Source organism: Pontibacter rufus (genome assembly GCF_015694705.1).
Classification (GTDB): domain Bacteria; phylum Bacteroidota; class Bacteroidia; order Cytophagales; family Hymenobacteraceae; genus Pontibacter; species Pontibacter rufus.
Genome location: NZ_JADQDR010000002.1, coordinates 236,659 through 262,967, shown reverse-complemented (window position 1 = coordinate 262,967; position 26,309 = coordinate 236,659). Strand labels below are relative to the sequence as shown.

Genomic DNA, 26,309 nt, shown 5'->3' with positions numbered 1-26,309 from the left:
GGGGTGAGCAAAAGATAAGCTGTATGCAGGCGAAACGCGGGGCAACAGCTATATGGCTGGCACAGAGCGGCTGCTGCTGCAGCTAAAAATTATACTGCAAATGCAGCACTAAAGTTGGAGATGGCGTGCGACACAGGCATTTTAGCGGAGCAAAGCTGCATCAAGCATTATGGATGGCGTTCTTCCGGCTTTAAAACCGCTGTTGTGATGCAGCCCGTCTACAACAAATAAAAGCCTGTTTTGCGTAGGTATACATAAAAAAAGAAAATACATGGCACAGCAGGCTTTTATAGGCATCGATATCGGAACGACCAGCACTAAAGCGGTGGCTTTTGACGGCAGGGGCAAAACCCTGTTTTATGATGCCGTAGAATACCCCATCCTCAGCCCACAGCCTGCATATGCCGAGCAGGATCCGGACGAAGTTTTTCAGGCGGTGCTTACTGCGTTGCAGTCTGTTGCAGGGCAGCTTTCTGTGAGTAGTTATACTTTGGCAGGCGTCAGCTTCAGCAGCGCCATGCACAGCCTGCTGGCTGTAAATGCTGCGGGCGAACCGCTCACCAACAGCATTATCTGGGCTGATACCCGGAGCCAGGAAGAAGCAACCAGGCTAAAGCAAAGCGCCCCCGGCCATACCATTTACCTGCAGACAGGCACCCCGCTGCACCCTATGTCGCCGCTGCCCAAACTATGCTGGCTGCGGACGCATAAACCGGAGATCTTCCGGCAGGCCTGTAAATTTATCGGCATCAAAGAATATGTGTTCTTCCGGCTGTTCGGGGTGTACAAAGTAGATTATTCTATAGCATCAGCCACCGGCCTGTTCGATATTTTTACCTTGCAGTGGCATATCGAAGCGCTGGAAATTGCCGGCATTACGCCAGACCAGTTGCCGGATCCTGTGCCGCCTACCTGTATTTTCACGGATTTACGGGATGCGTATGCCAAACTGCTGAACATGCCTGCCACCATGCCTTTCGTGATTGGAGCAAGCGACGGCTGCCTGGCTAACCTGGGCGCCAATGCTGTGCATCCCGGCGATGCAGTGGTTACAATTGGTACCAGCGGCGCTGTGCGCGTAATGGCACACAAGCCCGCTACCGACCTGCAGGAGCGCATCTTCAGCTATATACTTACACCTGATCATTTTGTATTGGGCGGTGCCGTGAACAATGGCGGCGTAGTGCTGCGCTGGTTCCGCGATAACTTTTATGAGCCGGATGCAGCAGACACAACTTCCGGCACTGATACCTATGCCTCGTTGTGTGCCAAAGCGGCGGCCATACCTGCCGGCGCAGACGGGCTGCTGTTTCTGCCTTACCTGCTGGGCGAACGTGCGCCCATCTGGGATGCCGCGGCCCGCGCCTGCTTTATCGGGGTGCATTACACCCATACACGCGAGCATTTTCTCAGGGCCCTGATGGAAGGCGTTATTTTTGGCGTGTATAGCGTGGGCCGGGCGCTGGAGCAAACCACCGGGCCTGTTACTACCATTTATGCCAACGGCGGGTTTTCGCGCTGCGGTACGTGGGTGCAGATGCTGGCCGATATTTTTAACAAGCAGGTGCATCTCACCGAAACCGCCGAAGGCTCTGCGCTGGGCGCGGCCATTATGGGCATGTATGCTACCGGGATAATAGAAAAGCTGGAAGATGTGGAGAAGATGACTACCATCAGCAAAACGTTCGTGCCCGATCCGGCTAAGCATCAGCACTATATGCAAAGCTACGCCGTTTTCGAAACCCTTTACCCCAAACTGAAAGACAGCTTCAGCCAAATCTATGGCTATTAAGATTCATTTGGAAGTGATCCGGATAGCATGCTTCTAGGTATCAGCAGAAACTGATAAAGTATACACAGCTATACGACCACTAAGTATCTGAACAGGATTAAGTTAAGCTGTTTTGTCCTCCTGCAAGTATAAATACCGCACTTATCGCGGGGAGCTTGTTAGCATATTATAGAACCTTTAAGTAAGCGCAACTACCGCCCGCCAACGAGATTCATCCGGAATAACAGATCTGTTTATACTTCAAACTATTTTTGTAGAGCTACTTACTTCAAATAACCTTCAACAATTTAGCTACTCAACATGGCTATACCTTTCTTTGTTGATTTACATATATAGGAATAAACCCATAGGTTTTTTACATTGAGGACGCAACACTCAAAAAGCCGTCACTATGTCGCTCTTGATCGTTATTCTGGGAGTACTTGCCCTGCTGCTGCTTATCCTGGTTTTTAAGCTGAATGCTCTTATGGCGCTGGTGCTGGTGGCGCTCGGAATAGGTGTAGCAGAGGGAATGACGGTGAGCGAGGCGCTGGCTTCGGTGCAGAAGGGCATGGGCGATACACTGGGTTCGCTGGCGCTTATACTTGGTTTCGGGGCAATGCTGGGTAACCTGGTATCAGAGAGCGGCGCGGCGCAACGCATAACTTATGGCCTGATCCGGCGCTTCGGCATCGGCAATTTGCAATGGGCCATGGTGCTGACGGGATTTGTGGTGGGCCTGCCCATGTTTTACAATGCCGGCTTCGTTATCCTGGTTCCGCTGGTGTTTGCCGTGGCGGCCTCTGCCCGGTTGTCACTGCTATACGTGGGCATACCCATGGCGGCGGCCTTGTCGGTAACGCATGGTTTTCTGCCGCCTCATCCCGGGCCTACGGCTATTGCGGTGATATTTGGGGCAGATATTACACTTACGCTGCTGTATGGCCTTGTGCTGGCAGTGCCCGCCATTGTGGTGGCCGGTCCGTTGTTCAGCCGCACACTTGGCAGGTATAAAACTGCTCCGCCCGAGAACCTGTTTAAAGTGCGCGAACTTACCGAAGCCGAAATGCCCGGTTACGGCGTAAGTATGTTTACGGCCCTGGTGCCCATTGCCCTGATGACGATTGCGGCGGTGCTTGGCCTGCTTTTGCCCGTTGGCTCCGGCTTAAGAGAGTTTTTTAATTTTATCGGTGATCCGGTGATGGCGCTGCTTCTTTCGGTGCTGGTGGCTATTTATACTTTGGGACTGAGGCGCGGCAGAAGTATGGCTGATATCATGAAAGTAATGACGGATGCCGTGGCTAGTATCGCCATGATTTTACTAATCATAGGAGCAGGCGGGGCGCTGAAGCAGGTGCTGGTAGATTCCGGTGTCGGCTCCGATATTACGGCGCTCGTAAGCGGCACCAACTTGTCGCCGTTGTTTCTGGCCTGGCTGATAACGGCCCTGCTTCGGGTATGCCTGGGCTCTGCTACGGTAGCGTCTATTACTGGTGCAGGAATCGTGGTGCCTCTGCTGGCAGGAACGGGCGTAAGCCCGGAACTGATGGTGCTGTCGGTGGGGGCAGGCAGCCTGATGTTCTCGCATGTAAACGATCCCGGTTTCTGGATGTTTAAGGAATACTTCGGCCTCACGCTCCCGCAGACAATCGCCACCTGGTCTGTGATGGAAACCATTATATCGGTGATGGGGCTACTGGGCGTGCTGCTGCTGGAGCAGATCATTTAAAAAGCTGGCAAATGTGTTGCGCCGGCAGAAGTATAAATCTTATTGCTGCTCAGGATGCGCCTGCAGGTACTTTTTTACGACCGGGCAAGAGGCCTGCACTTTATACCCGTTCTGGCGGGCATAATGCAGGCCTGCTTCTATCAGCTTAGTGGCTATCCCTTTTCCCCGGGCAGATTCGGGTACATACGTATGCGTGAAATCCAATACGCCCGCTGCCGGAAGGGCATAGGCCAACTCGGCTTCTTCGTCGCCCAATACAGCTGTAAACTGCTGGTATTTCTTCTCGTGTATGATTTCTGTTTCCATACTTGTTTATAGGGTATTGGTGATGAGAAAAATTCGGGTATAAGTATAAGGCGGTTTCAATTTAAAGTACATACAAAATATGGGGAAGATATAATCTTTTCACTCAACACGATTGACGCCCCGAAAGTCTTTTGTTCTCTATCAGAGCTGCTTTTATGCCATCACTTACCATGCAGCTGTGCAGCCCTTTTTATCTAACGCAAACCACCCCTGCAGGCCGCATACAGGTATAATAATTTTTCTGGTTTAAGGATATAATCTGGCCGCAACTATAATTCCGGGTAAAGCGCCGCACAACAGGAAGCAGTACGTATAAGTGTAGCCGGGCATTGGTATAAAGATAGCAGACCTATATAGGGTAAAGCATAAGATACTGTCTTTTACCGCTTCGGCTTAATTGGTGGTCTTCACGAAACAACATCGTTTCTGTGTCCGCTACTTGTTACCGGCGAAAGCCTTACCTTTGTAGCTTTTTAGAAATTATGTCGCGTAAAGAATATATTACCATCATCCTGATTTTAGGGGCGCTCGCCACCATTAGCCCCTTTTCTATTGACATGTACCTGCCGGGCTTTCCGGCTATTGCCAGAGATTTGCATACGACCATTGCCCGGGTACAACTCTCACTTACCAGCTACCTGATTGGTATCTCGGCGGGGCAGCTCTTTTACGGGCCCCTGCTGGACAGATTTGGCCGCAAAACGCCGCTGTACGCAGGGCTGGTTATTTATATCATTACCTCTCTGGGCTGTGCGCTCACGCAATCGGCAGATGCCCTGATTATGATGCGCTTTTTACAGGCTATCGGCGGTTGTGCGGGTATGGTGGCAGCGCAGGCGTTGGTGCGCGATCTGTTTCCGGTTAACAAAACAGCACAGGCATTCTCGCTGCTGACCCTAGTGATAGCGGTGTCTCCGATGGTGGCGCCTACTGTGGGCGGCTACGTAACGGCGGCTTTTGGGTGGCATTCCATCTTTATCATTCTGGCAGCTATTACGGGCCTGATTTTGCTGGGCGTTTTCTTTGTGTTGCCGGAAGGCAAAAGCGCCGACGCAAGTATATCGCTGCGGCCTAAACCGGTGCTGAGTAATTTTTACACGGTCATAAAGCAGCCCCAGTTCCTGATTTATACTTTGGCCGGCGGCATTGCCACGGCTGCGCCGTTCGCTTATATTGCAGGTTCGCCCGATGTATTCATGAACATCTACAAAGTAAGCGAGCAGGAGTATGGCTGGATTTTCGCTTTTCTGGCTTTCGCCATGATTGGTTCCACACAGCTGAACCATATACTGCTGAAAAGATTCAGGAGCCAGCAAATCATACAGGTAACCATGTATTACCAAACGGTGGTGGGCATTCTGCTGGTGGTAGGTGCCTGGTATGGCTGGTACGGCAAGTATAGTCTTATTGCGCTGCTCTTTATTTTCCTGACGGGGCAGGGACTGACCAACCCCAATGCCTCGGCGCTTTCGCTGGCGCCTTTTACCAGGCATGCTGGCAGCGCCTCTGCCCTGATGGGTAGTTTCCGGATGGCAATAGGCGGACTGGTTTCGGCTGCGGTAAGCGTGCTGCATAACAATACTATTTTGCCGATGGTGGGTGTAATGGCGCTTTGTGCGATAACGGGCCTGGCTATACTGTATATTGGCAATACAACTATCCGCTACAAAGCCGATAAACAAGCTGTGGAAGATGATACTTCTGTATTGATCTGAGCGTTCTGTTTTGTAGCACAGGCTATTTGCGATGCCCTGTTTTTCAGGATACCCAAAAGCCGCTGTGTAGCTGCTGATGCAACAACTACAAAAAAACACGGCAACACAGTGCACTTATCTATATGCCCGGGAGCTATGTAAAAGTGATTTCATGATTTATGAAGAGGTGTCTTATAGAACGGCACACGATACATTTCGGATAAAAAATGTGAGATTTGCATTATCTGCGTTAAAGGTAACTTACCCCAGCCGGTCTGTAGCCTGAACTAATTTATTTAAAAAATTGTAACTTTTTATCCGCTAAGTCATATACAGGTAATCAAAAATAAGTTAATTGGATAATGAACATGGGTTTTTGCTGGAAAATATTGGATATTTGCCGCCGGGGTTTTACCTCTCCGTCAGATCTGTTAGCAAAGCCCGAAAAGATGAACAAGGTTGATCCTGTTGCAGGAAGCTAATCAGGATATTGTTTATCAATTGCAGAAGTGAATGAATACATTGAAAAAAAGATCAACTTTTAGCCCTCGTTTTTTACTTACCTTCTATAAAAAGAAGGCCGTTGTCCTGCTTCTCATATTTACAGGGCTTGTCGTTACTGTAATTGCTGCCATAGGTTCGGGGCCTTACGTTATTTCATCTACCCCGCCGGATGGCGCCACACACGTTAGCGTTAATGTAACCAGCATTGCGGCTAATAACCTGTACGTGCCGGAAGAGTCGGACTATTTGGGCGGGGTAAATAATGCTACGATAAACCATAAAACCGTTAAGCTGCAAAAGATAGTAAAGGGGGCAAAGATCGATGTGCTGGGGGTGGTACAGGGAACCGGCGGAGGAGACGCCATCAGCTTTTCACCAACATACCCGCTGGAACCAAGCACCAAGTATAAATTTACGATAACGAGCGGGGTGAAATCATACAGTGGTGCTTCTTTTGCGCCATATGAAGCCGTTTTTGAGACAGGTGCTGCTAAAACCGAACATACCGGAAATCTGCATGTAGCGTTTACCAAAGTACCCATACCCGGAACACAAAACAGGAGATATACCACCCTCACCTTCGGACCGGACGGGAAACTGTATGCCCTGCGGCTGGACGGAACAATAGAGCGGTTTAAGGTAAACCACGCCAATGGCATGCTAAGCAGGCAGGCAGAAATCGCAACCCTGGTAAATAAGTATGGTGAACGCTCGGCCATTGGCCTTACTTTCGATCCGGCATCTACCGCTGACAGCCTGGTTGCTTACGTCTCTCACAGCTCAGCAGGATTAGAGAAATCACCTGAATTTGACAGCAAAATCTCCCGCCTGAGTGGCCCTGAACTGGAGAAGGAACAACTGCTGGTAACCAAACTGCCGCGCTCCAACAAAGATCACATGATAAACAGCCTGGTGTTTGGTCCCGACAGCGCTTTATACTTCTCGCAGGGCAGCAATACTTCTATGGGAGCTTATGACAGCTTCTGGCAGCGCGAGGAAAGTCTGCTGTCGGGTGCAGTGCTGCGCCTGGATATGAAAAAGCTGAGCAAAATAGCGTTGCCACTGAACGTGATGACTTCACCTGATCAGCAAATTATAAACAATGCTCCGGAAGATAAGATGCTAATGGCAGATGGTACCTACAACCCGTATAGCGCCAGTTCGCCGCTCACTATTTATGCCTCGGGCGTACGTAACGCCTACGACCTGGTGTGGCACAGCAACGGGCAACTGTACATACCAGCCAATGGCTCAGCGGCAGGCGGTAATACTCCCGCCTCGGTAGCAGGTACCCGCCGGCCTAACGGCACATTTTATAATGGCCCAAAGATACCGGCTACCTCAAGCGTGGTAGTAATGAGCCGCTGGATACTTCGGAAGTTGTTTCGTTATGATCTGGTCAATGCCCTGTTTCCGTCTGTAAGTGCCACAGTGCAGAACGATTGGCTGTTTCGTGTAAACCCGCTCAAGCCGGTAGGTTATTTCGGGCATCCGAATCCTCTCAGGGGCGAATATGTGGTGAACAGAGGATACACCGACAATCTAAATTATCCTGCCTCCGTAATGCCGGATGCCAACTATCGGGGCAGCGCCTATAACTTTGGCTTAAACAAGTCGCCGGATGGCGTGCTGGAGTATAAGAGCAATGCCTTTAACGGAGCACTGAAGGGCAAACTACTGGTAACCCGCTTTAGTGGTGGCAGTGATATTATTATACTTGAACCCGGATCAATGGTGAAAAATCCGAAAGTAACTTCAGCCGGCAGCGACGACAGTGTGTATGATATTGTGCGGGCTACTACGGGTATGGGAGCGAGTGGGGTGACAGGCATGTCAGGCTTTGCCAATCCGCTGGATATTGTGGAGGATGTAAAAACCGGCAACCTGTATGTAAGTGAGTTTAACAGGCAGGACGATCCCGAAAAAGCAGCCCAGATTACCTTGCTGCGCGTTAAAGATTTGCCAGAGCCCGGAACGGTTATGGCACAGAAGCCAAACAAGAAAGTTCAGGCTCACACATCCGGACAGGGAAGTTAACCGTATGAGGATAACTAAATCCAGCGTAAAGCTTGAAAATCTGCAACAAAATATTTTATTTATAGTATATAGTGTGATTAACTTAAAATTCATAAATATGAAGAACGCGAAGCTGCTTACCCTGCTATTATTAGCACTTATTTTTAACCTTTCGTCCTGTAATAACGACGAAGATGAACCAACACCAATATCAGCCAAAACAGAGTTTCTGACAACTGGAGAATGGAAGATATCCAAACTTGACTTTAATGGCGTTGATGTTTCTGACGAAAACAAATATCCTGATGTTGCCGATGTAAAAAGTACCCGGATAGATTTTAACAAAGACGGCACCTATACGCAAACAAGAACCAGCGGTACCGAAACCGGCACCTGGAAATTTACTGACAACGAAACGCATTTATTGTTTGGTCCTAACCCTGCGGAACTGCACGATTGGGAATTGGTGGAGTTAAATGACAGTTCCTTTATAGGTAATACTACTTTTACGTATGAAGACGGCCCACTTGATGTGCGGGTAGAGTTAGTACATCCATAACAAGCACTAATTTATATGTATAAACAGCAAAGCCTTGGTTACGTCGGGGCTTTGCTGTTTATAAAGCCTCTTACTTTTAAGTGCTGAAGCCCTCATAACCTACAATGCCCTGATGTCAGATACAATAAAGCAGTTCATTAAGAGTAAGCTCCTAAGTCTTCGGAAAGTCTTTAAAGGCAGAAGCAAGGTGGATAATACAGTGTTCTCCGGCCGCATTAAATACAGGCATAATAAATTCTGGAGCCCCGCAGATGCTGAAATCATCAGGAATACTATAATGGACGCCTCTTACGCACCGGAAAAATGGAAAAATGTAGAAAACTGGCAACGCAAGCTTAGCAACAAGTATAACTCAAGGCAGTTTGCCAGCATGCACGGCTGCAGGGTGCCGGAATTATACTGGCGCGGAAGAGACTGCAACCAGATAGATTTTAGCAGCTTGCCTGCACATTATGTTATCCGGCCAACTATCGGGCACTCCTGCAAATCAGTTTTTCTGATGAAGAACGGCAGAAATCTGATGGACGGACGGTCTTACCCGGATGCAGAAATTATTAAAGCACTGAATAAAGCGCTGGCAGACGATCACTACCAAGAGTTTTTGATAGAGGAGTTTGTAAGAACTGAGGAGGCGGAGTATAAAATTCCGAACGATTATAAGTTTTACATGTTTAACGGAGAGCTCGCTTTTGTGCAGGTGATTAACAGGTTTAACAGAAAAAAAGGCTTTACGAGCTTTTATGACAAAGCGTGGAATCTGCTGGAAAACGTAAATTCTATTTACAAGCAAGCGGCAGACCTGCAGGTAAAGCCCCGATGCTTTGATGAGATGTATGCGTATGCTGTAAGCCTGAGCAAAACGTATGAAATTTTTGTTAGGATAGACTTTTATGCCACAGATAAAGGTGCTGTTTTTGGAGAATTTACGCCTACTCCGGGCCTGGGAGCTGCCTTTACGCCTTTTGGCGACAAATTGCTGATAAACTATTGGGACCAGTTCTGCAAAGGAATGATATAACAAGCATGAGCTTTTGTAACTGCTGCCAAAGTATTATGCAACATGTCTATACTTCAGATACGCCGCCTTTTTAACGGCTCCAGCAGATAAGCCAGGCCGTTGGTTTTAATCTCATAAATAGTAGCCAACTGCATGCCCAGCTTGCCCTGCGGAAATCCTTCACGCTGAAACCACTCCAGATAAGATACAGGCAAATCGCAGAGAGTGGTGCCTTTATACTTGCCAAAAGGCATTTTTACCGTTACAAGCTCAGTTAAGATTGCGGGGTCTGGTTGAGACAGGTCTGCCATACTTGATGAATATTTGTGAATTAAAGAAAAGTGTTGCTACCAGGCTCATTGATAGCGTTAATCTGGTATAAGTCTTGCACCTAATAAGCCGAATACCAGCTTTTATAAAAGTTATAATGCGCAGGTCAGCTTAGTAAACAGGTGGTATATGTGGCAGCAGGTATGAACGGACTATCTATACTTTGGTCATTTCTATGTGGTCGATGCCATCCTCGTCGTATACCTCACCGGACTGCTCAAATCCAAAAGATTCATAGAACCCTTTTGCATAAACCTGAGCGCCAATCCTGATAGGGCCTGCACCATAAAGGCGGTAACACGCAGCTATGGCCATGTTTACCAATATTTTGCCTACACCAGTGCCGCGCACACGAGGGCTGGTTACAATGCGCCCGATGGATACGGCATCCGGGTAAGAGAGGCCCCGGGGTACCAGCCGGGCAGTAGCAACAAGCTCTTGCTCGTCGTAAAGCAGCACATGTATGCATTGCTGATCTTTGTTGTCCTGGTCCAGAAAAATGCAGGTTTGCTCTACTACAAACACCTCACTCCGGAGGCGCAGCATGTCGTATACCTGATAGGGGGTGAGGGCATCAAACGCCTTGCATATGTTTGTCAGGGCCATGTATAATCCGTATAGAATTCTGGGAATATCCTGGTTATGAGTAAAGTACAGGAAGTATGTTTAGGTCACTAAAAAGCCTCCGGTACAGCAACCGGAGGCTTTTGTAATTTCCGAGCGCAGAGCTTCTTACTGCGACCATTCGGTTGGCTCCCGGTCCCAGCGGTGCTGCTGCAGTTTTGTAAGCAGATCTGCCGGTAAACCCTTGCCATCGCTGGCGCCCAGGTTAGATGCTACATGGTGCTCCTTGCGCATACCTGGTATAGTGGTGCTGACAGCTGGGTTGCTCAGGATAAAGCGCAGCGCCATTTCAGCCATCGTCATACCTGGCGGCACCAGGGGCTTTAGCTGATCGGCATGATCCACGCTGGCATTCAGGTTTTCGGGTACAAAGTAGGTACTGCGCCAATCATCATCCGGGAAAGTAGTTGACTTGGTGAAATTACCCGTCAGTGTGCCTTCATCAAACGGAACGCGGGCAATAATGCCAACATCCAGCTTTTCACAGAGCGGAAACAGCTCGTCTTCCGGCGCCTGATCAAAAATATTGTAGATGACCTGCACGGCGCTGATGTGGCCGGTACAAAGCGTGTTCAGAACATTTTCGGGTTCCCAACGGTTCACGCTAACGCCCATGTGCTGGATTTTACCATCAGCTTTCAGCTTTTCCACGGCCTGCTGCCACTCCTCGTTATCTGCCCAGCTATCTTCCCATACATGAAACTGCTGCAGGTCAATAGTTTCAACGCCCAGGTTTTTCAGGCTTTTCTCCGTGTAGGCAATAATATGATCGGCCGGAAAGCAGTCCTCTAATTTATAATCGGGCCTGGAGGGCCATTTCATATTTTTGGGCGGAATTTTAGTAGCCGCATACAGTCGCTTGTCCGGGTGGCGCTTCAGCAGGCGGCCCAGAATCTGTTCGCTCAGGCCGGCGCCGTAACCCCAGGCTGTGTCAAAAAAATTGCAGCCACCAGCTACTGCTACATCCAATGAATGATCCGATTGTGTTTCGTCAGAGCCTGTCCAGCCTGCCATACCCCACATGCCATATCCGATTTCACTCACCTGCCAGTCTGTACGCCCAAATCTTCTGTATTCCATATATCTGTGTTTAAATTACTCCAGGTGCAGGCGGGCTACTCTTTGCCCTTCTTTTTCTCCTGCTTTTCGGCCCTTTTCTCTTTTACTGTTTTAGCAGGTTTTTTCTTCACCTCTTTTTTTGCGTCTTGTGATTTGCCCATAACAATTTGGTTTAGGTTTTAGAAAGCAATATAAGCATTTACACGTACTACTTTGCTATTATTTTTGTTTGGCAGATGTATAACAGGCAAGCGAGAATACACCTGCTTATCAGCTATGCAGCAAATGGCCGGCCCTTTGTTCCGATACAACATAAAGTATAAACGCCCTGCAAATATTATATCTGCAGGGCGTTTATACTTACCATCAAAATATTAAACAGGTGTTCTATTCTATCACCAGTTTGGCTTGCTCTTCTCCGGATGCAGCCTGGGCTTTTATAATGTAAATACCCGCACTCATTTGCTCCGTTATCGGCATTTCGGTGTTTGCGATTCCGTGCGCATCGGTTGTAATGGTTTTAGCCTGCACCACCTGGCCCAAGGCATCGTACATGGTAATGGTCACCGGCTCTTTTTCGCCGAAGTGTTCCAACTCTATGTATACTTTACTACCCTGTACGTTAGGGTTGGGATAAACCTTAAGGCGGGAATTATTTTGTATTGTTTCTTCGGTTGCCTTTGTAGTCAAAGCATTCTTTGCTGATGCGGTAATTGCCGCAGAGTCACTGGCTGCTGCTTCAACTGCCTCCTCGTAAACAATACCCAAACCATCTAGTTGGACTTCTATCTGCTGATCCTTTTTCTTTTTCTGACTGACTACCTTTAATTTGGCCTTTTTCCTTCCTTTAGACGAAGGGGTAAAAGCTACGTTAAAGGTAATAGAACTGTTTTTACGTATTTTGATTTTCTTATTCGGTTTCGCGTCGGGCGCTCCTATCATTTTAAAATCGCCCGCATCTGCTCCTTCAATATCGATTCCTTTAACATTCAGGGTGCCTCTGCCAGTGTTTGCTATCGTAACGGCATGATACGTTGTCTCAGTTTCGGTAGCGCCTACTACCTCGGTCGCCGAAATCATAGCCGGATAAGCAGACGCAAAGCCTTCTACGTCTGAGAGCTCGCTTACCCGCAGCAGGGTAATCTGCGCCTCCCTGGTGGCATTGTTATTCCAGTTAAACTCGATCACGTACAGGTTGCCTGTTTGCTGATCCTCTACAATATCCAGCGGATTAATAAAGCCCGACATACCTACCAGCCCGCTGGTACCTGCGCCCGTCTGTGCCTGCACAATGTTGTATACTTCATCATTGCTGCTGGCAGAGGTTACAGCAGGGTCTTTTACTATCGAACCTGGCTCCAGCACAATGATATCGCCGCCGCCGCTAAAGCGGCATACCAATAGTTTACCCTTCAGGGCGCCGTTAAAGGCATTGCTCTTGTATTCCAGTGCGCCGTTCGGCGATTTATTGGTTTCAAAATTATAAGCATCTCCGCGGTAGTTCTGATCAGGGCCTAACGTAGATGGGTATTTAGCGTTATCCGCGTATCCGTGGTTCACCACAAACTCACCCCGCGTCGGATTTGGATGGCCATAGTAGCCCACCGGCTTAAGCGGGTTGATGCGGAACAGCCAGTCGTTCTGAACCTGTACACTTGAGGTAGCTACCACAGCGGGACCATTATAGAATGTGCCATTGGGCCGGCGGGTACCTGCTACCGAGGCGGGTGTATTACCGCCTGCCGCTGAGCCATTGGCAGGCACGTACAACTGCCCGTTGCTGTGCCATACCAGGTCATAGGCATTACGTACGCCCGAGGCATAAATAGTGAGTGGCGAACTGGAGCTATACGGGTTGTAGGTACCATCCGCCATTAGCATAGAGCTGCCCGAAGCACTATTAATTATTTGCTGATCAGCCGTGGTAAGCACGTTTAGCGGGAGTGTTACAGTGCCGAGCTTCTTCATATCCAATCGCAGCACTGCACCTGACAGCAGGCTCTCATTACGTTGCCATGATCCATCGTATGCTCCCATAGAACTGTTACTGCCCTGGCAGAAGTATAAGGCCCCATCCGGGCCAAAGGCCATGCTGTTGACCAGGTGGTCTTTAGCCGACCGCGGCAGTTTGGTTACCAGCAGTTGCTCCTTCTCCAGATTAGCGCCACTCAGCCGCGAGATGTTGCCGTCAAACTCCGGTGCAGACTGCAAGCCTGAAGAACAGTGAGAGACATAGGCGATTAGGTTGGTGGCCGTAGATGCCGGATCGAAAACCAGGCCTACAGCAGAGCGGTTGCCATACTTGCTGACGACAGTGTTTATAAACTGCTGTTCGCTAAGGGTGCCATCGGTATGATTAATGGTAAAGCGCTCCAGCACGCCATCGAGGCGCAGGGCATACAGTTTACCGTCTGGCCCGATGGAAAGCGAACTATATTTTTTATTCTGAGTACCCGGTATCGATACTTTCGTGAATTCTACAGCAAGTGGTTCCGCTGTAGCGATGATATCGCCGGTGGTAAAGGTTGCTGCATAAGGTTTAAAAGCAGCACCACTGAAAGACTTTACGCCATCTGTTACGACAAACTTGTAGGTAGTGTTTGCCTCCAAAGCAAAGGTGGGAGAAAAAGAAATAGCATCGCCGCCGCCGGTGCCCTGCACTACTCCCAGTACCTCTGTGGTGATGGTGCCCAGTTTGAGAAGTTTAACAGTAGCGCTGGTGATGGTACTATTATCTACACCACCTTTGTAACCCGCAACTTCAGGCACATATAAGCTGTTGGCAGCTATACTGGACGTATTGATGCTGATATTTATGGCACCATTGGCAGGTGTGGAGGAAATTACGTATGGCCGGGGAGCAGCGACAGTAACTTTAACAGTTGTTTTTCCGCTGGTATACCCTGGTGCAGCAGCACTAACCGTGGCAGTATAGGTTCCTGCCGGCAGGTTTCGGGCAGCAGCATAGTTAAAGGTAACATTCGGTTCTGTTCCGGTATGGGTAGCATCAAAACTCAGCCAGCCTGTGCCGCCACTGCTGTAAACAGCCGACAAAGTATACTGTACATCAGTCCGGCTTAGGGAATTGCTCAGATCCAGAGAGAAAGTATTCACTGTGCTCGTGCTTCCTTCTTCAAAAGCAAGGTCCTGCGAGTTAGCCGACCAGTACGTAAAAGGCCCGTCTGTAACAGGTATAATTTTCGCTGAGTTGATCTTGGTATTGGTGCCGCCATCTGCATTTATGGTAAGCAAGCCATCGGCAACATTAACCCGCACGGTAGCGGTCTTAAATCTGGTTAAGGCGCCTGCGGAGCCGCTGGGGTTGAAGTTAGAAATTGCCTTTACACCTTCTACGTTGATGCTGTGGCTTTCCGGAAAGGGATATATGCCCGCGTCGCCGGCGGTAACTGTTACATCATAAAGGCCATTGGGCACTTTTGCCTCCCAATATCCTTCTGCTTTGGTTCCGTTAAAAGTGCCGGTAATTACATCAGCCTGCATGTGCATCAAAGTAGCCAGCAGTACATCGGTGGGCATTCCGCGGTCGCGGCCATTGCCGGGCGTGGTACCTCCCACTGATAAGTTTAACAAGCTGCCGTCTGAGCGTTTCTTCCAGCCGTACGTCAGGTTGCGGCCCTGATAAGAGCCGGTACGAAGCCCAAAGGGCTGGCCATAATCGCGCACCCAGCCTGCGGGCGGCACAGTGGCCGGATCCTGAAAGTTTACCAGGATCTCCTGCTGATCCACTACTGTAAAGGAGATACTTAGGGTTGTACCAGCTGTGCCGGTACCTTTAGCAGCTGAAAAGGGAGTAACTTTCAGCGTATAACTGCCGGGAGCGGGCGTCCAGGCACCAGCATCGCCCATCATATCATATGGCGCCAGCGACTCAGTTGCACTTTTGCTCTCGGTGCCGCTCAGGGTAAATGTCACGCTGCCAACAATGGAAGGGTTGGTTGTAGCCCTGATGTTCAGATTCCGGGTAGGCAAGGCATTCAGATCCAGTGTGCTGCCGTTGGTGAGCGTCTGGATGCTCTTTTTTGTATCAGCATTGTATAAGGTAAGACTCGTTACCTGCTGGCTAACAGTTGTGCTCTGATTTACTACTGTAAAAGAGATGGTCTGAGCAGTACCGGCTGTGCCGCCGCCGGCCCGCAGAGTGTAAGGTGTAGCTTTTAAAGTATAGCTGCCCACTTCCGGCACCCATCCATTGTAGTCGCCGGTGTTATCACCGAATAAGGCGTAAGGAGCTCCGTTTTCGGTTACACTCTTGGCTAGGGTACCGCTTAAAACCAACTTTACACTACCTACGATAGCCGGATTAGTATTTACCCGGATGCTCAGGTTTTTTGTGGGCAGGGTAGCAAGGTTGAGCGTTGCGCCGCTCGCTATTGTTTGTATGTCCTTGTCTGTATCAGCATTCACCAAAGTAAAACTCGTTACCTGCTGCGCAAGGGCAGCCACGTTGACTTTGGTATTTAACATACTGGCTGTCCGGTGTAATCGGACAGATGTGGAGGTATTATTTAAGGCATAAGCCTGCAGAACAGTTATTAAACCAAAAAACAGCAGAACAAAATGCTTGCTATCAATCGGAGTTAGTAACTGAAGATAACGTGCGTAATTTTTTTTCATTTGAATAAATAGCTTGGTTGAATTTACAGAGTATTTGGGTATATCATCCCTGACCAGCGCCAGCCGGATGACTTAGATATGGAAAATCAAAGCATGGGACTTTAGGTCTTTCTTTGATGGGGCGTATACTTGCAGAAGCAATCCGGCAAGTTAAGGCATAAGGAAACTCCGGCATACCAGACTTGAAGTACAGCGGAACAGAAGTATCGGATTTTCCTTATGAAATCAGAATAGCAGTAGAAAACTATTACATCACAATTTCCCGAAGTTTAGAGTTAGTATTAAACAGTTTACAAGAGGCATGAAGTGTTGCCTCACGGGAGGCTTATTGCATTAAAAATTTTGCCTTTATACATTCAGTAAAGTTTTAGCTTTATTTGTCTCCTCTTCTACGATAATTCGATTACTTTTATTCATAAAAATCGTATTTAAAATATAAAAATTATTTGCAAAAGTTATATTGATATTCTTTAAATAATTGTAGAAATTGGTATACTAAATAAAAACATACGGCGGACTACCTTTAATTTTAGTAGATGCTCTGATACGTTTGATATTAGAAGGAAAAGTTTAGCTATTTTTACCGGAACAACGGCTGCAGCAGGCAGCGGTGCAGGCTACTACAACTAAGAATTGCATCAGGGCGCAAAACTTATCACCGGGTGCCATGTTTCCGGATGAAAGAGAGAAGTTGTAAGTTATGTCTGTTATGTGTTCTGATGCTGTTAAATATCAGCAAGTTAGTGTGGTAGGAGATGTTTTTATCAGCAGATTACCAGTAGCCATACTTTAGGGAAAACGATATCCGGGCAGCTGCAATTTTACTGAGGCGCGAGGAAGCCATAAAAGCAGCACCCTTATCTTCGTCAGGCAGTTTATATCAGCCGGGGGGTACGTGTTCTGAGTGTGAGAGGAGGATACAGTATCAGTGCTTAACCTGAGGGCCGGTAAAAGCCCGACGCGTGTAAGGTTAAGTCAGAAGCTTACCTTGGATTATTATAAAATTTTACTGTTGATTTCATCTTAACACTTATATATAGAATTATGAAAATACGTTTATTCCTCTCTTTAACAATGAGTAATAAGGTAGGTGTTACCCTGCTGCTCTTGTTCGTTCTGCTCGCACCGTCTAAGCTCTTTGCGCAGTCTGATTCACTTATTTTCAGTGATGATTTTAACCGGGATTCTTTAGGTACTGACTGGGTGGCAAATGCCACGTGGTCCATAGCGGATGGCATGGCCGCTAACTATATAGACGGGATCGGCGGGACTTTGAGAACCTCGCGCTATTTTACTGCAGATTCGTATGTGATTGAAACCGCTGCCAAAGGCTTTTCAAACGACTACTGGCGGCAGTTCCGCATTGTCTTTGGGCAGACGAGCCTGACAAGCGACAGCGCTTATGTAATAAGCTATACCCCTGATGCGGGGGGGCAGTTTGCCTTGGCACGCGCTACCGACAATTTATACTATCCGCAACTGCTGGATGAAAGCATTATTTATCCTGACTTGGATTCGCTTCAGCTGTATAAATTTAAAATAGCAAAGTATAAAAGCGGCTTAATCCAGGTGTTTATAGATAAAGGAGAGGGCTACAGTACTGTGCCGGTTTTAGAAGCGATAGATTCAGCATACCAGCAGTTGGGGCACTTCGGTTGGCAGGAAGATACCCAGACAGGGGCAAAACACTTTTATGTGGAAGGAATTACGGTATGGAATCCGGAAGTTGAGAAACCCGCTACAGAAGAAAAGCCTGCAGAAGATGATTTAGTTACCCAAGTATCTGCAGCCAGCGGAGCAGCTTACCATGTAACAAAGCTAAATGTTGGTGTAACAGGCTTTACTGACAGAACCTACACCATTACTTCAGTACCTGACTACCTGCAGGGTGCTTCCCTGGTACAAACCGCCATGAACGACAAAGCCGATACCTCTAGTGCTTTGCTGACAATGTTCATCAAGAAAGACGCCATAGTGTATGTAGCTTACGATCCGAGAGGAAATAGAAAACCTGCATGGCTTAAAAAAGGCTGGAAAAAAACAAAAGATGTGATCGGCGTTTCTGACACAAGCTCTAATTACCTGGAAGTATATAGCAAAGTAGTAGAATACGGAGAGACATATCCGCACCCATACATACTGGGCGGAAACCTACAAAGCCCGGCTACCGGATCGGAGATGAACTACCTCGTGGCCGTGGTAGAAAAACCTGTAAATAGCAGGCTGGAGGCTGAGGATGCTACCCTACATGGCGCCGTAGTAGCAACTGACCATCAGGGATATAGCGGCTCCGGTTTCGTAGATTATATTAATCCAACAGGTGATTACATTGAGTGGTCTGTGAAAACCGATGTTCCGGGATACTACAGCCTGGGCATTAGTTTTTCTAACGGACGCGGAGACATCCGGCCTATCTGTATAACTGTTGATAAAAACCAGGTTATAACCTACCCTTTTTCAGCCACTTATAACTGGAAAAGCTGGGCTTTTTACAGCGGGCCGAGTGTATACTTGTCCAGAGGCATGCATAAAATTAAGGCCACTGCCGCAGGTGCAAGCGGCCCGAACCTTGATTACCTCACCCTGAGCTACGCTGCTGCTCCTGTGGAGGTAAACCTGGCAGTAGCCGGTTTGGAGGCCACTGAAGCCGAAGGCAGACAGCACAGTATCGCTGACGAGGGCTCCGTGGCCTATCCGAATCCTTTTGTAGAAAGCACCACTATTTCTTATGCGCTGAATGCTAAAATGCCGGTTTATTTAACTGTATATAACATGCAGGGCCAGAAAGTAGGCGTTTTGGTAAATGAAATGCAGGAAGCCGGTGAGCATAATATAACATTTAAGGCAAATTCGCTTAAAAAAGGGCTTTATATCTATCAACTGAAAACAGGTGATGGTTTACGGGTTGGTAAGCTGTTAAAGCAGTAAGCACAAAAAATTTATACCTGATAAAAGCTCCTGTAAAACGGGAGCTTTTATTGTTTAATGCTAATGGTTAGAAATCTGCAGGCCTGAATAAATTGCTGAAGTATGCGCGTTTTGCATTGGCGTTTTTTACCTGTAGTGCCGTAATGGGCTACGAGCACAGGCGAGCATAGCAGCAGCTATACCCGGGTATACATACTATACTTCGTATAACTTCCGAGCTTGCCTGAAGGCAGAATTCAGCTATTTATACTATCTTCGCTTTATACCCCCCTGGTAACAGGATCAATAAGATTATGTAAAAACTCATAGCTGTCTAAGTCCGGCTATACTTCATTTTATACTTTGGTATCTGATGATCACGGCTGTCGGCATGTACTGTTTTAGACTTGGTTTATACTTGTAGCAAGTATAAATCGTTAAACGAAGCAAATTTTATCTACTAAAATCCATTTTAAAGTAACATGACACTTTCTGCAACCTCCTCTATTCTTACTACTCTCCGGAACAGGCAAACTGCTGTAAACTGGCAGCAACTCCTTACCCGTATTATCGAAGCCTTTGATTGTTCTACCGGAACCATTCATATCCTTGATAGGGACACACAATTGCTTAAACTACAGGCGCAGCAGGGCATTCCACCATTTCTGCTGCCTAAAATGTCGGCTATACCTATAGGCAAGGGGATGGCTGGTATTGCAGCCGAACGCAGGCAGCCTGTGGAAATGTGTAACCTGCAGACAGACGAATCGGGAGTGGCGCGGCCTGCCGCTAAGGAAACCAAGGTAGAAGGTTCTATTGCTGTTCCAATGCTGCTCAAAGGCGAACTATATGGCACGCTCGGAATAGCAAAGCCTGTTCCTTATGATTTTACAGAAGAGGAAACAGATGATTTGATGAAAATCGGAGAAGAGATGAGCCGCTATATACAGGCAAACCCGACGCAGCACGCAGAAACTTTATAGACAGTAAATGATAAGTCCGGCTTTTGTTACAGAAGCAGCAACTCCTGTAACAAAAGCCGGACTTATCATTTACTGGTCAGATTTGAGCTGTAAGCAGATGGCTAAAACAGTTTTTTGATGACACTTTACAAGCAAGCTTCTTACTGAATCAGCAGCTTGTAAAATGCTTCGCCGGAAGCAGCGCTTGCTTTAATAATATACAGGCCCTTCTTGTAAGCTGCAACAGTCAGCTTGGCAGAGGCTTCTCCATCGTTATCGGTTACGAGAGTTTTGGTGTAAACTTTTCTTCCCAGTACATCATACATGATGATGGTTACTTCTTCCTTGCTGGCGAAGTGCTCCACCACTACCCGAGCCTCATCGCCAGTGGTAGGGTTTGGATATACCTCCACTAACCTTGCTTTTGGTTCAACGCCGGGCGGAATGCCGGTAACGTTTTCGCTGGCACTATCTGTAAATATCTCCAGGCCAGCTATGGCTACCCGGTTGGCGGCAGGGCTAAACCTGATATTCAGCACTCCGTCTGTTACGCGTACCTCAAAATCCTTGACCAAAGCTGTTCTGTAGCCGACTTCCTTATAAATATCAAGGTTTGCCAGCCGCAGTTCGTTCTCTATGGTAATGTCGAATAGCCTGGCTGCCTCTTCAGACCAGTAGTTCTCTATAAAATGCATGCGCAACATGTACTTGCCATCAGCAACCGGAATTTCATATCTGGTTTCGGCCAGGTCTGTGGCAGCAGATAAGTATGACTGGTACAGCACATCGTAGTCTGTAGCAGCAACAGGTGTCGTAACAACCTGTTTGTCCAGCTTTACAGAGCCTTTGCGATAATTTTTGTCGGCTTCCCATACTTTGCCGCCAATCGTTATACTTTGATCAGCTGCCCCCTTGATGCGTTTTACAAGCACTACCGTAGAATCAGCATCTCTGGCCTTGCCATAAAGCGGTATCCGGAGCGGCGAATCCGAACTACTATAGTGTACCAGCAAGGCGGCATTCTTGATGCCACGGTTATCGGGAGCAAATTCTACCATAATATTGGTAGAGGCCTGCACCGCCAGCGTGGCAGTTGCCGGCATAGCCGTTTTAAACTCGTTCTTGTCAGGGCCAACAATCTCAACGCTTTTGATCTGAATCTCCGGATCGCTGCTGCCGTCTTCGTAGGTCTTGCCCTGGCTGCTTAGCGTTACCTCCAGTCTTTCGCTGCTGCTTACCATTACAGAGTCGAAATAAAGTGCTGAAGGACTTGCTGTGAGCTCAGAATAATATGCGGTGCCCGTTTTGGGCCTTATATTGCGTATAAAGTATGTATTGTCCTGATAATCATAATTTGTATAAGGGTTACCTAAATAATCGCTCCCAATAATATAGGCGTTCGGGATAATGTTGCCACTGGCGTCAATCGCCTTCCAGATACGCATGCCAATCCGCTCTTCCGAGTTTTTTGTTCTATCAGAATAGGTTCTACCTACTCTGAAGCCGAAAGGGCCCGTAGGATTAAAAGTGCCCCGCGCAGATTTGGTGAGATCATTGCTCTTTCTGGGCAGCAGCGATTGCCCGTCTAAATTGTCGTGCGTAAACAGAGATTTAAGCGTTCCATCCGGATAATACCACTCAAAGTTTTCTATATCATTACAACAGCCATGATAGGCAGCCATCTGTATCACTTCAACCGGCCTGCTCTCGTCAACCCTGACGAAATGGGAGGACAATACTTCATCAGAATTTGGTACAATACTTTTCCCGTCAATGGAGCCGTCGTCGTGGTTATAGCCAGTATTGGTTTGAAAGCCAAACGCATGGATAATCTCCTGCGCCCATGGCTCCCGTACATCTTCTCCCTGCCGTTGCCACAGGCCATGCAGGTATACCTTTTTAGTAGGGCTTACCACGTCGTTGGATGAAATATAAAGAGTATCGTGCAGCACTTTTACACGGTCGGCCTGATCGCGGGCAATAAATTCTATTGTCAGAGTAACGGCACCACCGGCTTTAACCGTAATTGGCAATGCCGCCGCGCTGTAGTCCGAACTTCCCAACTGGTCGATCTTCCAGGCACTGGTATTAGATAATGAGAGATCCTTGATAACAAGCGCATCATTGCCCTTGTTGCTCACTTTGAGTTTTACCCTGTTGTGGTTAGCGTTATAAGGTGTGCCGTCACGGTGCCAGGGTATCTGTATGTTTGAAAAAGCGAGATGATCCGGCGCAGGAAATTTATCCTGATTTTCTACCACCAGATAAGGATTGCCTGTAGCGGCTGTCTGTGGCACACCTTTATAAGTGGTAGCACTAGCCCCTCCCGTGTAATAGATGTTCCCGGCTAAAAATCCGGCCACACCTGAAAAACGCGCTGCCGGCAGGGGAGTAAGGTTTTCCCAGGTGTTTGTAGCCGGTGTATAGGCAGAAACCATACTTGTAGTGTGCCCATGGCTGGTTTCTCCGCCTAATACCAGCAGACGATTATCTGCCACAACCACGGAAGAAGAGATATGTCCGCGTCCGTTTGTGCCCCCGGGCGCCGGCAAATCGGCCATCTTTGCCCAGGTGTCGGTAGCCGGATCATACCTGTGCACATCTTTCCGGGTGATTAGCTCGGTATCATGCCCGGTCTGGCCGCCAATGTAGTATATTTTACCCCCAAAAACAGCTGAGCCGGCGTGTTGGCGCGGCGTAGGTAGAGGCGCCAGGGTTTTCCAGCCGGCCTCCGGATTCCGGAGGTCCAATACATAATGGTTGCCCAGATCGCGGGTGCGTGCTGCGTTGGTGCCGCTTATGTGGTGGAGCTTGCCGTTAAGATATTCCAGCTGCCCGGCTGCAACAACGATGGGCAAATCAGGCAGGCGTTCATACTTGTTTTCTGCCACACTATACTTCCAAACCTCTTTGGTCCCAAAAATCTGCCCCAATCCCTTAGCGTTGGAAGTATAGCCGCCAGCAAAATATATGTCTGTTCCGTCGGTAGCGAATCCAGCGTGCGTAACACCGCCAAAGCTGGTGCCGTTCATAGGTGGCATAGGCGCAATGGCTTTCCAGGTATTGGCAGCCGGATCATACACATAAGCCCGGCTTGTTGGAGTAAAAACAGATTTCTGACTATCAAAGCCGCCGAAGCTGTAAAGTTTGCCGTTTACCACTTCGCCCTGGGCCTCGCTGACACTGTATTGCTGACTGGCTGCGGTACCCCATTTTATTACGCTGAAATCAGCCAAATCAGATCCGGCTGAACGGATGCTTTCAAAAGAAGATTGTAGGACTTTTTTTGCAAACACTTTGGCAAAAGCCGGTTGTATAACTGTGCCGGCTACGCTCTTTATCGTGCCTGTCCAACTTGTTTGACCTGCAAGGGACTGAAAATTAACCAGCAGCCCAATCAAACAGGCAAGTGGCCATTTATAGTGGAATAAATGTAATGATAGCATTCTAAAGTATAAATATTTTATCATCAGGTAGGTATTTTCAACTAGTATACGAATTACTGCTGATTTGAGCCGAAATGATTTGTCCATCGGCAGGCTTTAACTGCAACATAAAGCATCTTGTCAGGCTACATAAAAGGACTTCTGGAGACAACGAGCCACTACAGCAATTGCACTTATGGTAGGGCTGCTTCTTTCTTTTATATGAGCTTGTATAGCATTAGTCTCAAGGCTCATGGTTGACAAGCCGAGCCTGAATAGCACCCTGCCAAGTGCCTGTTATTATAAGCAGGAGCCCGGAAGCTGGCGCAGGCAAATGTATCTCCGGTTACCTGAAGTATAAATGTAAAAAGGCCACCTTTGCAGATGGCCTTTTCTGTTGTCAACTTTTAACGAAAATCTACTTCTTGCCTTCCAGCTTCTTCAGGGTTTCCAAAAAGTATTTTTCATCCGTGAGCAGCTTGTTAAGTTCCGGATACTGCGTAATGTCTATGCCCCGTTCCTCGTACTGTGCTCTCATTTTGGCCATACTTGCTGTCAGCACGCCAGCCTCGCCTTCAAACATCTCGGCTGCAGCCTTGTAGTTTTTTGCAGTTGATGGGGTAGGAGCAGTCAGCATGGTGTTGGTTTGACTGGCTGCATCTGCAGGAGCAGCGGCCAAAGCAGCGCTGTTGTGGCTTGACCCGCTTTCTGCCGGGGCAGGTAACAGCGTTTCCTTAAAATTCTCATCCTTGGTGTTGAGGTAAGTAAGAATGCTGTTGACTTTGCCGCGCATGTGCTCCAGTTCCGCCTGTTGCTGCACCAGTTTCTGGGCCATATCATTTGCATTAATTCCTACTGCAACATTCACCAGAGAGAAACTCTCGTTACTTTTTGCTGCTGACCAGGCCACACCTACAATTTTCTTATAGTTTTCTAAAATCATGTCGGCCGGGTGGATGGCTACGCCAAATCCGTCATTGTTGCCAGACGGCACAATGTAATCGCCAACAGATACATTGCCTACTACCTTTACAGGTACCTGGCCCATAAAAGCCACCTTTTCATAGGATTCTTCTTCACCTGCCTTTGGCGAGTTACCCAACACAATCGGGCTCATAGAGACCACCATAAAATGGTCGGCGGCAGATGTGTTCCTGGTTATTTTTCCGCCTGTTACGCCAATGATATCACCAAATGTGAGTTTCTCGTTTTGGTCTGCCCGTCTGAGCCATTCGGCATAGTCCCCACTGCCCGACTCGTAAGTGACCCCGGCCTGATTCTCCATCTCTATAATATGTTTCGCCATTTCACCGGTGGCTACAATGCCATCTACCGCCATTACAACGGCTTCAGCCGCATCCAGCTGTGCAGCCGTAGCAATTCCCTCTGCAGCAATAAAAGCTATATTGGCGGCATTCATCGCTATTTGCCAGCCGTAATCTACGCCGTTCTTCAGTTCACTCAGTGTTTGCCCTTCTATTTTGCCTACCAATACATTATTGCCATTCACAAAAGATATATAGTTCTTGTCGTTGTTGCTTTCGCCATTCACTTTAATAAATATTCCCTGGTCGCTTCCCATTACCCGCAGCGGGTAGGCGCCGGGGCTCATATCTCCTCCGCTCAACGAAGCATTCACCGTAACCATGCCATTGGCTGACAAAGTATTATTGAGTGTTGTGGCACCGCCCACGCTTAGTGTGTTATTGAGTGATGTTGCTCCCGTTACTCCCAGTGAGCTGCCCAGGTTGGTAACACCCGAAACACCAAGGCTGCTTCTCAGCGTGGTGGCTCCATTTACGCCCAGGGTACTGCCCAGAGTGGTGGCGCCTGTAACGCCCAATGTGCTACCCAGGCTTGTTGAACCGGTAACGCCCAGCGTGCTTTTCAGATTTGTTGCATTATCTACTGTTAAGGTATTTGCCAGAGCAGTAGCACCAGCCACGTTCAGGGTATTGCCTAAGGTCGTTGCGCCATCTGCATTCAGGGTACTGTTCAGGTCTGTGGCCTTATCAACTGTCAATGTTCCGGTAAGGTATGTTGCACTGGCCCTGGCAACGGTAAACGGTCCGTTGTTGGTGGTTTCTCCTCCTACTGTGTTCAGGTAAACGTTTTTTCTTACGGTCAAATCATTGCCTATATCTGCATTGTTTCCTACATTAAGGTTGGTTTTGATGTTGATGTCGCCGTCTTTGGTAATCTTCAACCGCTCCTCGTTGTTCGTTATCAGGATCAGATCCACGTAATCTGTCGTTCCCAGGCGGTCTTCAGCGGGGTCGGTCTCGGAATTGCCGAATAATGACCACACCTGTGCGGGTATTCCTGGCTTTGCAGATATGTGCTTGCTATCTGAGGCGCTTAGTCCGTTAAGCAGTTTGGATGCTGTGCCGGCATGATACGCGTAAGGCACAGAAAGCAACTCAGAAGAGCCCATCAGCTTATAGTTCGTTCCTCCGCCGGCATCCAGCTCAATTCTTAAATATTGGTTGCTGCTGCCCCAGGCTATACTTTCAAATTTGCCTTTTTCCACCGTTCCTCTGCCGATTTGCAGGGAAAAGGAGCCAAAAGCGCTGGTGGTGGTTCTGTGTACTTCTGTATAAACGGTTTGGCCTTCTGCGCCACCTTCCACTATACTGATGCGCAAAGAAATTGCTTTGTTGGCAATAAGGTTTCCTGCCTGGTCGCGGGCTATACCCTGGTAATTCATGGCCTGCGGAGCCTGTGCCATTGTAACTGCAATAGTTAGCAGGAAAGCACATCCTAAGAGTAGTAATTTTTTCATGTGGGATGG

The 26,309-nt window shown here is 48.1% G+C and carries 15 protein-coding genes; 8 read left to right on the top strand and 7 right to left on the bottom strand.

Annotation, left to right across the window (positions count from 1 at the left end; genetic code table 11):
* The first annotated feature begins 271 nt into the window (after positions 1-271).
* Together I2I11_RS05475 and I2I11_RS05470 are read left to right on the top strand one after the other, a co-directional pair.
* Positions 272-1,792 carry a gluconokinase gene (locus I2I11_RS05475; protein WP_196266661.1) on the top strand — a complete coding sequence of 507 codons (1,521 nt, stop codon included), beginning with the start codon at positions 272-274 and terminating at the stop codon, positions 1,790-1,792.
* Between the two features lie 391 nt (positions 1,793-2,183).
* Positions 2,184-3,500 carry a gluconate:H+ symporter gene (locus I2I11_RS05470; protein WP_196266660.1) on the top strand — a complete coding sequence of 439 codons (1,317 nt, stop codon included), beginning with the start codon at positions 2,184-2,186 and terminating at the stop codon, positions 3,498-3,500.
* 39 nt (positions 3,501-3,539) lie between these two features.
* Here the strand turns inward: I2I11_RS05470 and I2I11_RS05465 are convergent, their stop codons facing one another.
* Complete coding sequence (locus tag I2I11_RS05465; protein ID WP_196266659.1) at positions 3,540-3,806, bottom strand: GNAT family N-acetyltransferase; 267 nt, start codon at positions 3,804-3,806, stop codon at positions 3,540-3,542.
* 482 nt (positions 3,807-4,288) lie between these two features.
* Between I2I11_RS05465 and I2I11_RS05460 the strand changes: the two genes are divergently transcribed.
* The 4 genes from I2I11_RS05460 (at position 4,289) to I2I11_RS05445 (ending at position 9,597) form a co-directional block, all read left to right on the top strand.
* Entirely contained in the window at positions 4,289-5,521 is a 1,233-nt protein-coding gene (locus I2I11_RS05460) for a Bcr/CflA family multidrug efflux MFS transporter (protein ID WP_196266658.1), read from the top strand.
* 501 nt (positions 5,522-6,022) lie between these two features.
* A complete protein-coding gene (locus tag I2I11_RS05455) occupies positions 6,023-8,041 on the top strand; it encodes a PQQ-dependent sugar dehydrogenase (RefSeq protein WP_196266657.1) in 2,019 nt (672 codons plus the stop codon).
* Positions 8,042-8,138: 97 nt separating this feature from the next.
* Entirely contained in the window at positions 8,139-8,579 is a 441-nt protein-coding gene (locus tag I2I11_RS05450; RefSeq protein WP_196266656.1) for a DUF5004 domain-containing protein, read from the top strand.
* A 112-nt stretch (positions 8,580-8,691) separates the two neighbouring features.
* Complete coding sequence (locus I2I11_RS05445) at positions 8,692-9,597, top strand: ATP-grasp fold amidoligase family protein (RefSeq protein ID WP_196266655.1); 906 nt, start codon at positions 8,692-8,694, stop codon at positions 9,595-9,597.
* Positions 9,598-9,650: 53 nt separating this feature from the next.
* Here I2I11_RS05445 and I2I11_RS05440 read toward each other — a convergent pair whose 3' ends face one another.
* From I2I11_RS05440 to I2I11_RS05425, 4 genes are all read right to left on the bottom strand, one after another.
* On the bottom strand, positions 9,651-9,887 hold the full coding sequence (locus I2I11_RS05440; RefSeq protein WP_196266654.1) for a DUF3820 family protein: 237 nt from the start codon (positions 9,885-9,887) through the stop codon (positions 9,651-9,653).
* A gap of 175 nt (positions 9,888-10,062) precedes the next feature.
* Positions 10,063-10,512, bottom strand: coding sequence for a GNAT family N-acetyltransferase (locus I2I11_RS05435; protein WP_196266653.1), 450 nt, complete (start codon positions 10,510-10,512; stop codon positions 10,063-10,065).
* 126 nt (positions 10,513-10,638) lie between these two features.
* A complete protein-coding gene (locus tag I2I11_RS05430) occupies positions 10,639-11,610 on the bottom strand; it encodes an aldo/keto reductase (protein ID WP_196266652.1) in 972 nt (323 codons plus the stop codon).
* A 366-nt stretch (positions 11,611-11,976) separates the two neighbouring features.
* Entirely contained in the window at positions 11,977-16,074 is a 4,098-nt protein-coding gene (locus I2I11_RS05425) for a T9SS type A sorting domain-containing protein (protein ID WP_196266651.1), read from the bottom strand.
* A gap of 1,224 nt (positions 16,075-17,298) precedes the next feature.
* Between I2I11_RS05425 and I2I11_RS05420 the strand changes: the two genes are divergently transcribed.
* Together I2I11_RS05420 and I2I11_RS05415 are read left to right on the top strand one after the other, a co-directional pair.
* Positions 17,299-19,152 carry a T9SS type A sorting domain-containing protein gene (locus I2I11_RS05420; protein WP_196266650.1) on the top strand — a complete coding sequence of 618 codons (1,854 nt, stop codon included), beginning with the start codon at positions 17,299-17,301 and terminating at the stop codon, positions 19,150-19,152.
* A gap of 461 nt (positions 19,153-19,613) precedes the next feature.
* Positions 19,614-20,114 carry a GAF domain-containing protein gene (locus tag I2I11_RS05415; protein ID WP_196266649.1) on the top strand — a complete coding sequence of 167 codons (501 nt, stop codon included), beginning with the start codon at positions 19,614-19,616 and terminating at the stop codon, positions 20,112-20,114.
* A gap of 140 nt (positions 20,115-20,254) precedes the next feature.
* On the opposite strand, the gene I2I11_RS05410 is transcribed toward I2I11_RS05415, so the two are convergent.
* Complete coding sequence (locus tag I2I11_RS05410; RefSeq protein WP_230679912.1) at positions 20,255-23,329, bottom strand: malectin domain-containing carbohydrate-binding protein; 3,075 nt, start codon at positions 23,327-23,329, stop codon at positions 20,255-20,257.
* A 607-nt stretch (positions 23,330-23,936) separates the two neighbouring features.
* Positions 23,937-26,300 carry an autotransporter outer membrane beta-barrel domain-containing protein gene (locus I2I11_RS05405; RefSeq protein ID WP_196266647.1) on the bottom strand — a complete coding sequence of 788 codons (2,364 nt, stop codon included), beginning with the start codon at positions 26,298-26,300 and terminating at the stop codon, positions 23,937-23,939.
* Positions 26,301-26,309 lie beyond the last annotated feature (9 nt).

What these genes read in the sequence shown, in the direction of transcription:
- I2I11_RS05475 (WP_196266661.1), top strand. Translation starts at nt 272, where the DNA reads ATGGCACAGCAGGCTTTTATAGGCATCGATATCGGAACGACCAGCACT.
- I2I11_RS05470 (WP_196266660.1), top strand. Translation starts at nt 2,184, where the DNA reads ATGTCGCTCTTGATCGTTATTCTGGGAGTACTTGCCCTGCTGCTGCTT.
- I2I11_RS05465 (WP_196266659.1), bottom strand. Translation starts at nt 3,806, where the DNA reads ATGGAAACAGAAATCATACACGAGAAGAAATACCAGCAGTTTACAGCT.
- I2I11_RS05460 (WP_196266658.1), top strand. Translation starts at nt 4,289, where the DNA reads ATGTCGCGTAAAGAATATATTACCATCATCCTGATTTTAGGGGCGCTC.
- I2I11_RS05450 (WP_196266656.1), top strand. Translation starts at nt 8,139, where the DNA reads ATGAAGAACGCGAAGCTGCTTACCCTGCTATTATTAGCACTTATTTTT.
- I2I11_RS05445 (WP_196266655.1), top strand. Translation starts at nt 8,692, where the DNA reads ATGTCAGATACAATAAAGCAGTTCATTAAGAGTAAGCTCCTAAGTCTT.
- I2I11_RS05440 (WP_196266654.1), bottom strand. Translation starts at nt 9,887, where the DNA reads ATGGCAGACCTGTCTCAACCAGACCCCGCAATCTTAACTGAGCTTGTA.
- I2I11_RS05435 (WP_196266653.1), bottom strand. Translation starts at nt 10,512, where the DNA reads ATGGCCCTGACAAACATATGCAAGGCGTTTGATGCCCTCACCCCCTAT.
- I2I11_RS05430 (WP_196266652.1), bottom strand. Translation starts at nt 11,610, where the DNA reads ATGGAATACAGAAGATTTGGGCGTACAGACTGGCAGGTGAGTGAAATC.
- I2I11_RS05425 (WP_196266651.1), bottom strand. Translation starts at nt 16,074, where the DNA reads ATGTTAAATACCAAAGTCAACGTGGCTGCCCTTGCGCAGCAGGTAACG.
- I2I11_RS05420 (WP_196266650.1), top strand. Translation starts at nt 17,299, where the DNA reads ATGAGTAATAAGGTAGGTGTTACCCTGCTGCTCTTGTTCGTTCTGCTC.
- I2I11_RS05415 (WP_196266649.1), top strand. Translation starts at nt 19,614, where the DNA reads ATGACACTTTCTGCAACCTCCTCTATTCTTACTACTCTCCGGAACAGG.
- I2I11_RS05405 (WP_196266647.1), bottom strand. Translation starts at nt 26,300, where the DNA reads ATGAAAAAATTACTACTCTTAGGATGTGCTTTCCTGCTAACTATTGCA.